This is a genomic window from Ferdinandcohnia sp. SAFN-114 (assembly GCF_059415045.1).
This window is the reverse complement of the sequence record NZ_JBPFDQ010000123.1, coordinates 1-12,068: the sequence shown is the minus strand read 5'-3', so window position 1 is coordinate 12,068 and position 12,068 is coordinate 1. Positions and strand designations below refer to the sequence as shown.

11 protein-coding genes are annotated in these 12,068 nt (G+C 36.7%); 6 read left to right on the top strand and 5 right to left on the bottom strand.

The window, feature by feature from the left end:
• Nucleotides 1-87: 87 nt before the first annotated feature.
• Complete coding sequence (locus tag ACR65M_RS24795) at nucleotides 88-690, bottom strand: TetR/AcrR family transcriptional regulator (RefSeq protein WP_341333377.1); 603 nt, start codon at nucleotides 688-690, stop codon at nucleotides 88-90.
• 197 nt (nucleotides 691-887) lie between these two features.
• Here ACR65M_RS24795 and ACR65M_RS24790 point away from each other — a divergent pair, with 197 nt between their 5' ends.
• From ACR65M_RS24790 to ACR65M_RS24780, 3 genes are all read left to right on the top strand, one after another.
• Complete coding sequence (locus ACR65M_RS24790) at nucleotides 888-1,625, top strand: SDR family NAD(P)-dependent oxidoreductase (protein ID WP_440274696.1); 738 nt, start codon at nucleotides 888-890, stop codon at nucleotides 1,623-1,625.
• 324 nt (nucleotides 1,626-1,949) lie between these two features.
• Nucleotides 1,950-3,209 carry a cytosine permease gene (gene codB, locus ACR65M_RS24785; protein ID WP_440274695.1) on the top strand — a complete coding sequence of 420 codons (1,260 nt, stop codon included), beginning with the start codon at nucleotides 1,950-1,952 and terminating at the stop codon, nucleotides 3,207-3,209.
• Nucleotides 3,199-4,470, top strand: a complete 1,272-nt coding sequence (locus ACR65M_RS24780; RefSeq protein WP_440274694.1) for a cytosine deaminase — start codon at nucleotides 3,199-3,201, stop codon at nucleotides 4,468-4,470. Before codB ends, ACR65M_RS24780 begins: the two co-directional genes overlap by 11 nt.
• Nucleotides 4,471-4,627: 157 nt before the next feature.
• Here ACR65M_RS24780 and ACR65M_RS24775 read toward each other — a convergent pair whose 3' ends face one another.
• Together ACR65M_RS24775 and ACR65M_RS24770 are read right to left on the bottom strand one after the other, a co-directional pair.
• Nucleotides 4,628-5,488, bottom strand: coding sequence for a mechanosensitive ion channel family protein (locus tag ACR65M_RS24775; protein ID WP_440274693.1), 861 nt, complete (start codon nucleotides 5,486-5,488; stop codon nucleotides 4,628-4,630).
• 124 nt (nucleotides 5,489-5,612) lie between these two features.
• The gene (locus ACR65M_RS24770; RefSeq protein WP_341333372.1) at nucleotides 5,613-6,803 is read right to left on the bottom strand and encodes a coenzyme F420-0:L-glutamate ligase; all 1,191 of its coding nucleotides are present in this window, start codon (nucleotides 6,801-6,803) and stop codon (nucleotides 5,613-5,615) included.
• 119 nt (nucleotides 6,804-6,922) lie between these two features.
• On the opposite strand from ACR65M_RS24770, the gene ACR65M_RS24765 reads away from it, so the two are divergent.
• A complete protein-coding gene (locus tag ACR65M_RS24765; RefSeq protein ID WP_341333371.1) occupies nucleotides 6,923-7,810 on the top strand; it encodes a LysR family transcriptional regulator in 888 nt (295 codons plus the stop codon).
• Between the two features lie 206 nt (nucleotides 7,811-8,016).
• Here ACR65M_RS24765 and ACR65M_RS24760 read toward each other — a convergent pair whose 3' ends face one another.
• Nucleotides 8,017-8,718: a metallophosphoesterase family protein gene (locus ACR65M_RS24760; protein ID WP_440274692.1), complete on the bottom strand. Its 702-nt coding sequence runs from the start codon at nucleotides 8,716-8,718 to the stop codon at nucleotides 8,017-8,019.
• A 142-nt stretch (nucleotides 8,719-8,860) separates the two neighbouring features.
• Here ACR65M_RS24760 and ACR65M_RS24755 point away from each other — a divergent pair, with 142 nt between their 5' ends.
• Nucleotides 8,861-9,526, top strand: coding sequence for a phosphatase PAP2 family protein (locus ACR65M_RS24755; RefSeq protein WP_440274691.1), 666 nt, complete (start codon nucleotides 8,861-8,863; stop codon nucleotides 9,524-9,526).
• A gap of 241 nt (nucleotides 9,527-9,767) precedes the next feature.
• On the opposite strand, the gene ACR65M_RS24750 is transcribed toward ACR65M_RS24755, so the two are convergent.
• Nucleotides 9,768-10,265 (bottom strand): hypothetical protein, encoded by a 498-nt coding sequence (locus tag ACR65M_RS24750; RefSeq protein WP_440274690.1) that lies wholly within the window; start codon nucleotides 10,263-10,265, stop codon nucleotides 9,768-9,770.
• Between the two features lie 368 nt (nucleotides 10,266-10,633).
• On the opposite strand from ACR65M_RS24750, the gene brnQ reads away from it, so the two are divergent.
• Nucleotides 10,634-11,977, top strand: coding sequence for a branched-chain amino acid transport system II carrier protein (gene brnQ / locus ACR65M_RS24745; RefSeq protein WP_341333368.1), 1,344 nt, complete (start codon nucleotides 10,634-10,636; stop codon nucleotides 11,975-11,977).
• Nucleotides 11,978-12,068: the final 91 nt, after the last annotated feature.

Genomic DNA, 12,068 nt, shown 5'->3' with positions numbered 1-12,068 from the left:
CAAATTAATGAAAAAGTGTTAAATTTAATATGGATAGGTGTTTTATATATGTCTCATTTGGCTAGGTCAGTTCAGAACCTGTCCTTTTTAATGACTTATATACTTAAACGAATAGATATGCGTTTTTGTTAATTCAATGACTTCCTCAATAAATTCCTCTTGGGACTCTTTAAATCCGCTTGTAATCCAATTTTGGATAAGCCCGTAAAAGCCATACGCTGTATAGCGTTTAAAATAGTCCATATTGACTGGAATATTGTTGATTGTTTCAAATATAAATTTTTCTTGATAAATTTTTAAGATGGTTTGAGGGAAACTTGTATGTAACCCTGGTAATGTGTCGTCATATTTAATGAGTTCAAAAAAGTGTCGATGCTCATAAATATAAGACACGATATTAAAAGAAGGCTTGCCTATCTTAGATGTATACACTTTTTGTCCTGGAGGATGGTGTTTTCCAACCGAATTCCATAATCCTACCATCATGGAATCTAGCAAGTCTTCAGCTAAATCAATTTTGTCATGGTAGTGAATATAAAAGGTACTGCGATTATAGGTAGCCTTATCTACAATGTCTTTTACAGAAACGGAATGGTAGCCCTTTTCTTTAATAAGGTCAATAAGGGCATGCTTTAAGTGTTCTTGGGTTCGATTTCGTCGTTTAGATGTGAGATCCAATTCATCATTCATAAAAAAACCTCCGTAAAATAGACAATTTTATTGGAAATGTCTATTATTTAGACACTTTGAATTTCTTTGATGATTGTTAAGTCTAGTCAAGGTAGTAAAATAGAATTGTGACCAAATGGTGACAAAGCCTATTGGAGTAAATATTACTCTACTATAGGTTAATGCTATCCATATTATACAATAAGGGGGATTATATAATGGGAAAACTACAAGATAAAGTTGCTATTATAACTGGGGGAGCTTCAGGAATTGGAGCAGCAACAGCTCGTTTATTTGTTGAAGAAGGAGCAAAGGTTGTTCTTGTTGATTTAAATGAAGAAAAGGGAAAAGCTTTTGAGGAAGAATTGAAAGCGCTAAATGCAGAGGCTTTATTTGTAAAAGCAAACATTACGAGTGAAGAAGAAGTAGCAAATATCTATAAACAAACAATTGAAGCATTCGGTAAAGTCGATATTGTTTTCAATAATGCTGGTATTGGTCGAGTTCAACCATCACATGAATTAGACTATTCTGAGTGGAGAAATACGGTTAATGTTGACTTAGATGGTGTTTTCTTAGTGGCACGTGAAGCGATCCGTGAATTCTTAAAAGCTGATGGTGGAGTAATCGTAAACACTGCATCAATGTATGGTTGGGTGGGATCACCAGGTTCAGCAGCCTATAATGCAGCAAAAGGTGGCGTAGTGAACTTAACTCGTTCATTAGCACTTGAATATGCAGAGCAAAATATTCGTGTAAATGCTCTTTGCCCAGGTTTCATTGACACTCCAATTATTCCTGAAGAAAGCAAAGAAGTATTACGTTCTATGACTCCAATGAAGCGCCTAGGACAAGCTAAAGAAATGGCTAAAGCTGTATTATTCCTTGCTAGTGATGATTCTACATTCATGACAGGAAACAGCTTAATTGTTGACGGCGGCTATACAGCTCAATAATCATATTGCCCATCACCTTACTGGTGCTGGGCTTTTTTATTTTCGGGGAAATAGTATTCTAGTCAAACATTTTAAATATAGTTGTTGACGATTTGGAGATTTTTGTGCAATAATAACATTAATTTAATAACTGGTACCTTTAATTCAGTCCAGAGAGGCTGACAAGGACGGCGGATTTTATTAAAAGACGTGGGGATACGTGTATAAACTTTCCCTGTGCCTTTTAATAGATGAAGGGGCTAATTGTCAGGATACCTGGTAATTAGCCTCTTTTTTTTCTGCTTGCTTCTGGTATCAGAAATGATCATACAGGAGGAATCATTTATGAAAAAAGTGGATTCAGAGTTCTCATGGCAAGCAGTTCCACAATCTAGTCGAAACGGTTTTTGGAAGACATTATCCGTAATGCTAGGCCTTACGTTTTTCTCAGCAAGTATGCTAGCTGGTGGAGAAATTGGGATGGGCTTAACATTTTCAGAGTTTATCATAATCGTGTTAGCAGGGAATCTAGCTTTAGGAATTTTTACAGGAACCTTAGCTTATATCGCATCGAAGACAGGACTATCAACACATCTTTTGGCAAAGTATGCATTTGGTGATAAAGGATCCTATCTTCCATCCTTTTTACTAGGATTTACACAAGTTGGTTGGTTCGGAGTAGGTGTAGCGATGTTTGCAGTTCCAGTTGCAAATGCAATGGACTGGAATGTGTACGCCTTAATATTCATCTTTGGACTTGCAATGACAGCAACTTCAATTTTTGGAATGAAAGCACTGGTTGTTTTAGGATTCGTAGCGGTGCCAGCAATTGGAATTCTTGGTAGCTACTCAGCAGTTGAGGCAACTGAGTCCTTAGGTGGAATAGAAGCTCTGATGGATTACAAACCAAACGTATCCATCACACTTTCAGCAGCCCTTACGATTTGCGTCGGATCATTCATCAGTGCAGGAACGTTAACACCAGACTTTGCGCGTTTTGCAAAAACATCACGTTCAGCAGTAGTTGCAACAGTGATCGCCTTTTTCTTAGGAAACTCATTAATGTTCCTTTTCGGAGCAATCGGATCGATGTCTTATGGCTTAGCAGATATTTCAGAAGTAATGTTTCTACAGGGATTAATGATTCCAGCTATTATTGTACTCGGGTTAAATATTTGGACAACAAATGACAATGCACTGTATGCTTCAGGCTTAGGATTTGCAAACATCACGAAGATTCCTAAAAAGGTATTTGTAGTGGTAAATGGACTAGTTGGAACCATACTAGCAATGTGGATGTACAACAACTTTGTAGGATTCCTAACACTTCTTGGTGCTGCGATCCCTTCTATCGGTGCCATCATCATTACAGACTACTTCTTTGTAAAGCGCAGAGAATATAAAGCTTTTGAAGAAATGACTTTTAAATCAGTAAACTGGGTTTCAATTGCGGCGTGGGGTGTAGGTGTAGCTATTGCGCAAGTAGCACCTGGGATTACACCACTAAATGCACTACTAGGAACAGCGGTAATTTACTTCGTATTCATGAAAGTAGCAGAAGCAAAAAAACTTAAAGAAGCAAAGGTGATTTCAGTTGATTATTAAAAATGCAACTTTACGAGGAAAAGAAGGTCTCTGGCATCTTGTTATTAAAGAAGGTCAGTTTGAAAAAATTACGAAAGAACAACTAGTTGAAACAGAGGCAAATGAGGAAGTAATCGATGTAGATGGCTCCCTAGTATTGCCACCTTTCATTGAGCCACATATTCATTTGGATACGACTTTGACGGCAGGCGAACCGGAGTGGAATCAAAGCGGTACTTTATTTGAGGGGATCCAGCGCTGGTCACAGCGTAAAGAATCCTTAACCCTTGAGGATGTAAAAACACGTTCCAAAACAGCACTAAAATGGCAAATTGCTCAAGGGATAGGGCACGTTCGTACCCATGTCGATGTTACGGACCCTAACTTAACAGCACTAAAGGCAATGCTTGAAGTGAAAGAGGAAATGAAAGATTATGTAGATATTCAGCTTGTTGCCTTTCCTCAGGAAGGAATATTATCCTATCCGAATGGAGTAGAATTGCTTGAAGAAGCAGTCAAAATGGGTGCTGATGTCGTTGGAGGTATTCCTCATTTTGAATTTACTCGTGAATATGGTGTCGAGTCAATGAAGATTGCCTTTGATTTAGCAGAAAAATATGATCGGTTAGTTGATATCCATTGTGACGAAATTGATGATGAGCAATCAAGATTTGTTGAGGTTGTGGCAAAGGAAGCCTATGAGCGCGGACTTGGTACTCGTACAACAGCAAGCCACACTACAGCGATGGGTTCATACAATGATGCGTATACGTACAAGCTTTTCCGTTTACTAAAGCTTTCAAATATTAATTTTGTGTCAAATCCACTGGTGAATATTCACCTACAAGGTCGCTTTGATACGTACCCAAAACGCAGAGGACTAACGCGTGTTAAAGAACTATTAGAAGCGGGACTAAACGTAAGCTTTGGACATGATGATATTTTTGACCCGTGGTATCCACTAGGAACGGGTAATATGCTACAGGTACTTCATATGGGAATCCACGCTTCACAATTGATGGGTTATGAGCAAATTGTGAATTCCATTGATTTGATTACGACAAACAGCGCTAAGACACTACACATCGAAGAACGCTACGGAATTGAAGAAGGAAAGCCGGCAAACTTCGTTGTCATGTCAGCAGAAAATGAATATGAAACAATCCGTAAACAAGCAAAAGTCCGCTATTCATTTAGAAATGGAAAAATCATCGCAGAAACAAAGCCAAGTGAAACAATGATTTCATTAGACCAAACAGAAGCAGTTGATTTTAATCGATGAATAGAGAACGGGCATCCACAATAGGATGCCCTTTTTTTATAAGATAGGAGAGTATAAACTGTTTACCTGGTTTTCACGTTTAGCTCCAGGTGCTATCGGCTCGCTGGTCTAAGCCAAATCGCTTTGGATGTCAAAGCACCTTATGACAGCGCTCGTCTTATGCTTGTCCCATTCTTTGTGGACTTTCATCATTCTTATGAATGGTGACTTGATGAGGGAATGGTATTTCAATTCCATTTTTGTCAAAGGCCTCTTTAATCGCTTTTCGAAGTTGACGCTCAACACCCCAATGTTCCCCATTTTCTGTTTTGGCTATAACACGTAGAACAACATCTGATGCTCCAAGTGCTTGAACCCCAATGACATTTGGTCCTTCAACAATTACTGGATTCTCTGCAGCAACATGTTCACATACTTCTTGCATTACGGTTATGGCTTTATCAATGTCTTCTCCATAGGCAATCCCGATATCTACAAGGGCACGCATATTTCCGCGGGAATGGTTACTTACACTTGTAATGTCGCGATTCGGAATATAATGTAAGGTTCCATCAAAGCCGCGAAGTTGAGTGGTTCGTAAACCTACTGCCTCTACTACACCATCAATAGCTCCAATGGTGACATAATCATTAACATCAATTTGTTTTTCTAATAACAAGAAAAAGCCTGTTACAACATCACTTACGAGTCCTTGTGCTCCAAAACCAACAGCCAGTCCAACAATTCCGGCACCGGCAATCAGACTTGCAACAGGAATATTAAATATGCCAAAAATGGACGCAATTAGCATAAAAATCAAGGCATATGATAAAATATTTTCCATTAGCCTTTGAAGCGTATGAGCTCGCCCTAAAGTAATGTTTTGTTTATCCTGTAATTTCGTAAAGGTTCGGTCAATCACTTTGTTTCCAATCTTTTTTACAATAATAAAGGCGATAAAGATTCCGATTAGTTTTAAAATGATAATTCCTGTATGTAGGAGCAGAGCCTCCCAATTGATATCAAGTAAATCAAACAAACATATCATCCTTCCTTTGTTTCCAATTCATTTTTGATTAGTAAGAGAATACCACAAATCGTAAAAAAGGAAACATGTTTCTAAGAAAAAATCCCCTGTGAGATCACAGAGGAATTGGCATTCTTTATTTTGTATAGTTATCAAAGTACCCTTGGATATAGATGAACGGGGTACCTTTGTCCCCACTTCCTGAAGTTAAATCAGATAGAGAGCCAATCAGGTCAGTTAGTCTTCTAGGTGTTGTACCTTGTGCTTCCATTTGTCCAACAAGGTCGTTTTCTTTATTTTTAATAAACTCAGAGATTGCCTTTTTAAGTTCTTCGCCCTTTAAATCTGCAAAATTATTATCAGCAAGATATTTTAATTTAACCTCATTCGGCGTTCCTTCAAGGCCTGCTGTGTAGGCAGGTGAAACAACCGGATCAGCAAGTTCCCAAATCTTTCCGACAGGGTCTTTAAATGCGCCGTCACCGTAAATCATAACCTCTACCATTTTACCAGTTTTCTCTTTGAGGACTTCCTGGATTTGATCTACAACTGGTTGGCAATTACGAGGGAAGAGCTTCACGCTTTCCTCAGTTGCTTTGTTAGAACCAAGTAAGCCATAGTTTTCGTTATAGCCGCTGCCGTCGATTGATTCTGAAAGAATATTATCAAGGCTATAAATTTTTTCTCCGCCGTTTGCCTTTAAAATTTTCTTTGTACGGAATCTTGTGTGAATGTCACAAGTTAGCACGCTCTTAGTATAGTCTAGAATCGTTCTTGGGTTATTTGAGAAGATTACTTCACATTCTACTCCGTATTCTTCAACTAACGATTTGTAGTAATCAATGTAATCTACACCTGTAAAAGTGTGTTTATTATGTCCGAAAAATTCGCGGAATTGTTGCTCTGTTAACACATCCGTCCAAGGATTTACGCCTTTTTCATCAAGTAAATCAAGGTCCACTAGGTGATTACCTACTTCATCTGATGGATAGCTTAACATAAGGACGATTTTCTTTGCGCCTTTTGCAATTCCACGAAGATTAATCGCAAAACGGTTACGACTTAGGATTGGAAAAATAACACCGATTGTGTCGTCTCCAAATTTAGATTGTACATCCTTTGCGATATGGTCGATTGTCGCATAGTTACCTTGAGCACGAGCAACAATAGATTCTGTAATCGTTATGATATCTTTATCTTGAATTGTAAAACCTTCCACCTCAGAAGCGGTTAATACAGTATCAACAACGATTTGCTCAATGCTGTCACCTGTATTGATGATTGGTCCACGTAAACCTCTTACAACTGTTCCAACTACTCTTTCCAAAACAATCACTCCTACATGCTGATAAGCTTTTATGTAAATATTATCTACTAGTACTATACATCTACCATGGGATATAAGTAAAATTAATATATCTAATAATGGGTATAAGGAGTATTAATATGATAGGTAAATTAGATTTATATAAAGTTTTTAGTGTAGTTGCTAAGAATGGGAGCTTTTCCAAGGCGGCCAAGGACATATTTATGACACAGCCTGCAGTTAGTCAAGCGATGATGCAACTAGAAAGAGAATTGGATACAAGACTATTTAACCGTACACCTAAAGGGGTTTCGTTGACCGATGAGGGAAATCTTTTATATGAATATGTTCATTCGGCTATGAATCTCATCAATGTTGGTGAGGAAATGATTATGGAATTTAAGAATCTAACAAAAGGGGAACTAAGAATAGGTGTGGGTGATACGATATCGAAATACTTTTTGCTCGCCTATTTAGAAATTTTTCATACGGAATATCCCAATATAAAGTTTAAGATTGAAAATGGGACAACCCAGGAACTTATTTCTTTATTGAAGTTAGGAGAGGTTGACCTCGCCATTTGTAACTTCCCGGTAAATGACGCTACCCTAGCACAAATTCCATGCATGGATATTCATGATATATTTGTGTGCGGGAAAAATTATAAAGAGCTTCTATATAAGTCAGTCAATGTGTCCGATCTTATAGAATATCCATTAATATTTTTAGAACCGAAATCCATTTCACGAAATTATGTTGAGGAATATCTATTGTCAAAGGGACTGAGGATATCGCCAGAGTTTGAACTGGGCTCTCATGATTTATTATTGGAGTTTGCTAAAATAAATCTTGGTATTGCCTGTGTCACGAGAGAATTTTCCCAAGAATATTTAAAAAGTGGCATCCTACATGAGGTAAAGCTTACAGAACAGATCCCAAAACGGAGCATTGGAATCTGTTACGTTAAAAATGTACCACTATCACCAGCATCAACAAAGTTTGTTGAAATCGTTAAGAAGGAAGGATGAGGGTGTATATCTATTCCATGTCATAATTTTTAAGAGATAAATAAAAATCAAAACTGAGTAACCAGTGTACTTTTACTAGAAAGACAGGTTACTCTTTTAAAAGAATCTTTTCTAAAAAATTGTTGCTAAGCGTTGATTAGTAAAGAAGCATAAAGCTAGTTTTGGGGCGGTTCTAATTTCTTAAACTGTAGAACTGCCCTGTGTATTCATTCGACATAATAAATCTGCGAATTGGTAGCATCAAGGCAGTAAAGTCTCCCTCCGTATGCACAGCCACCATCAATACCAATGATGTTATTTTTTCCGAAATAAACTTCATTACTCTTATGTAGATATTTGGTAGGTGTATGACCAAAAACAACAGTCTTATGTCCCATGTAGCCATTGTGAAATTCCTCGCGAATCCAGACTAATAAATGGGGGTCAGTTGATTCTAGTGGTGTTTCAGGATGAACCCCTGCATGAACAAAAATATGAGTATCTGTTTCATAATAATATGGAAATTCCTTTAAAATTTCTAAATGCTGCTGAATTTCTTTGTTTATTTGAAGAAGATTAGGCATTTCCTCCGTGGTGTACCAATACTTCGCATCATCCTTTTCAATGTGATAACCGTAGTTTTGTAAAGTTTTTATCCCGCCATTGTAAAACCATCGTTTGACACTCATTGAATCAGCGCGGAAAGCCTCCATCATCATCTTTTCATGATTGCCTATCAACGCAATAGCTCCTTTGTCCCGTAACTCAATTACTCTATCTAAAACAGCCCTTGAGTGTGGTCCTCGATCAACATAGTCTCCCAACAACAAAAGTTGGTCTGCCTGATCATTGTATTTTACTAGTTCTAAAAGCCGTTCAAATTTATCTAAATCACCATGAATATCGCTTATCGCAAGCATTCGTCTCATCCACACACAACCTTTTACTATAATAGGTTCTTCTATTTTAGCACACCCTACGTCATAGTGAGGAATACCCATTTTGCAAATTTTTTTTAAAGTAAATAAATTCCTAAAAGCAAGTGATCAAACTAGAGAGAGTGTGACGCTAATGAACATAAGAAAACCGCTATCAGTTGCCGTTATTTTTTGTTTTTCATCAATTATTGTGTTTGGGACTTTGGCCTACTTTGTTCATGTCCATGATGTGCTCCTTATTGATAGGCGTGTGATTGATTTAGTTCAGGGGATGGAATCAGCCAGACTTACCGCGCTGATGAAGTTCCTTTCATTAATCGGGTCTGCACCAGTCGTCGTTGTTTTATCCCTTCTTATTTTGTATTTCCTCTATAAAGTATTGAAGCATCGTCATGAGTTGGTTTTGTTTATAGGCGTGATGGTTGGTTCGCCACTCTTAAACATCTTACTAAAAGAACTATTTGAAAGGGCAAGACCAGAATTCCGCAGATTAATTGAAATCTCGGGTTATAGCTTTCCGAGTGGTCATGCGATGAATGCCTTCACATTTTACGGTATCTTCACATTCCTGTTATGGCGCCATATTCCAGTCGTGTGGGGGAGAATGGTACTACTCATATCTAGTGGAATAATGATAGTGGGGATTGGGATCAGTCGAATATATTTAGGAGTCCATTATCCAACCGATATTATCGGTGGATATTTTGCAAGTGCTACATGGCTTGGATTTTCAATATGGACCTTTCAGTGGTACAAGGATAGACAAGCCATCAAAAACAAGAAGCTACAAACGGGTTGATGCAGGTAGATGATTCCAACGATTTTGTCGAATCTTAGGGAAAGGTTTTGATTGAAAATGAAAGCGCTATCAACTATAATAAAGTCAGGTGGATGACATGTGTGGTCATCGTGGTATTTGGCGAAGGTGGGGCCGATACTGTAGTGAAGTAACACGTTAAAATGTATTATTTTTAAGTGTATTATTAAAAAGGGACCATTTAATTCAGTGAATTAAATGGTCCCTTTTTTGTGTGGATTTATTAGTAAAAGTCGGCTTCGCCAAATTCTAGGTGATTTTTCGAATGCTTTGGTGCAATGCATTTTTCATAAAATTTGTGGAAGATATAGTTCATTAAAGCATTAGAAAAAATTAAGGTAAAGAACTTAGCAGAACTAATTTTTAATTTGAAAAATTTTAGCTGTCTTAGTAATGAAATAATTGGGTATGCGTAAATCCAATCAGCGACAAGATTGATGAAGGTATATGGCAGAAACTTTCCTTTTGAAAGATTAAACACCCAGTAATTCGCAAAAAAATAAGGGCCTATTATTAATATACAGGTGTCACAAACCATTGCCCCAACACTACCTTTTACTTTCCAGAGCTTGTGTACGGTAAAATAGAAGATTTCAAACATAATAATACTAGATGAGAATAAGGAAACAGGTAAGTATTTTATATACGATTTCTTTGGAAGTAGCACTGCAGCTACTACCGAGCATAAAACAATAAAAAGCCTGATGCCGTTTTTTAACATCGATAACAACCCTTCTGGTAATAAGTTTTTATTAATTTGTTCTAAGTAAAAGGTTCTTATTCGATAAAACAAGTACTGAATCGTTATAAAGTAGCCATTATTACAAGTAATCGTTTTATGAAGAAAATATCGTTCAAATGATAGATTATGCTAGTACAGTGGAACTAAATACCAGTACTTACATTTATTATTAAAAGTATTTTGATATAATTTTATTTTCTGAAAAGTGTTGCTTTTGAATTTTTTGTGTGATATATTAGTTCCTATCAAGATTAGATTTGTAAGCAAGTGAGTTTACTAGTATAATTTTTTATGCTCTAGAAGTTATCGGATAATTAGGTGTCTAGAGTGTTTTAGGAGGAATAGATATGTCAGCGAGAGATTCATTTAGCAATGTAATTGCAGTCGGATTTATGTTGTTTGCATTATTCTTTGGAGCAGGGAATTTAATCTTCCCCGTACAATTAGGTCAGTTAGCTGGAGATAATGTTTTTACAGCCAATCTTGGTTTCATCATTACAGGAGTAGGATTACCTGTTCTTTGTATACTAGCATTAGCATTCTCAGGTAAAAGTGATTTGGAGTCGTTAGCGGGACGAGTTAATCCTATTTATGGTATTTTCTTTACTGTTGCATTATATTTAACAATTGGTCCTTTCTTTGCAATTCCAAGAACGAATACAGTTGCTTATGAAATTGGGATTGTTCCATTCCTAGAAAATCAAAGCAGCTATCTTCCGTTATTCCTATTTACAATTGTGTTCTTTGGGGTAACACTATTCTTTTCTTTAAAGTCTAGTAAGATTGTTGATATTGTTGGGAAAATGTTAACACCGATACTATTAATCGTAATTGCTATTCTTATTATAGCGGCATTCGTGAATCCGATTGGTGCGATTCAAGAGCCTACAGAAACCTATATGTCAAATAGCTTCTTTAAAGGTTTCCAAGAAGGGTATAACACAATGGATGCACTTGCAGCGTTTGTATTTGGAATTATCATTATTAACATTATGAAGCAACGTGGAGCAACTTCTAAAAAACAAATCATGCTTTCAACAGGTAAAGTTGCATTAGTAGCAGGTGTTTTACTAGCAGTTATTTATTCTTCACTTGCATTCTTAGGTGCAACAAGTGTAGAAGGTCTTGGAATGTTAGATAATGGTGGAGCAATATTAGCAGCTGCTTCTCAACATTTCTTTGGATGGTATGGGAAAGTTATTCTTGCAGTAATTGTTATCGCAGCATGTTTAACAACAAGTATTGGACTTATTACATCTTGTGCTTCTTATTTCACAAAATTAATTCCTGCTCTTTCTTATAAGAAGTGGGCAGTTGTCTTTACATTATTTAGTGCTGTGATTTCAAACTTCGGTTTAAGTACAATTATTAGTTTTTCTATACCAGTTTTGGTTGCTTTATATCCATTAGCGATTTGCTTGATGGCATTAACATTCTTACACCCTCTATTCAAGGGACGTAAGGAAGTATATCAAGTTAGTATTTTAGTTACATTGATCCTAAGCATTAATGATGGATTAAATGCAGCAGGTGTTAAAATTGCTGCTTTAAATGACTTCTTAGCATCAGTTCTTCCATTATATTCAGTTGGATTAGGCTGGATTGTACCAGCAATAGTCGGTGGTGTAATTGGCTATTTAATTAGTATCATTAAACATGGTGCTCTTAATCCAGAGCCAATTAAAGAATAAGAAGGAAGGCTACTTATTGAACTGACCTAGCCAAATGAGACATATATAAAACACCTATCCATATTAAATTTAACACTTTTTCATTAATTTG

Coding starts and splice junctions, on each gene's coding strand:
- brnQ (WP_341333368.1), top strand. CDS start 10,634: ATGTCAGCGAGAGATTCATTTAGCAATGTAATTGCAGTCGGATTTATG.
- ACR65M_RS24765 (WP_341333371.1), top strand. CDS start 6,923: ATGATAGGTAAATTAGATTTATATAAAGTTTTTAGTGTAGTTGCTAAG.
- ACR65M_RS24755 (WP_440274691.1), top strand. CDS start 8,861: ATGAACATAAGAAAACCGCTATCAGTTGCCGTTATTTTTTGTTTTTCA.
- ACR65M_RS24790 (WP_440274696.1), top strand. CDS start 888: ATGGGAAAACTACAAGATAAAGTTGCTATTATAACTGGGGGAGCTTCA.
- ACR65M_RS24795 (WP_341333377.1), bottom strand. CDS start 690: ATGAATGATGAATTGGATCTCACATCTAAACGACGAAATCGAACCCAA.
- ACR65M_RS24750 (WP_440274690.1), bottom strand. CDS start 10,265: ATGTTAAAAAACGGCATCAGGCTTTTTATTGTTTTATGCTCGGTAGTA.
- codB (WP_440274695.1), top strand. CDS start 1,950: ATGAAAAAAGTGGATTCAGAGTTCTCATGGCAAGCAGTTCCACAATCT.
- ACR65M_RS24760 (WP_440274692.1), bottom strand. CDS start 8,718: ATGAGACGAATGCTTGCGATAAGCGATATTCATGGTGATTTAGATAAA.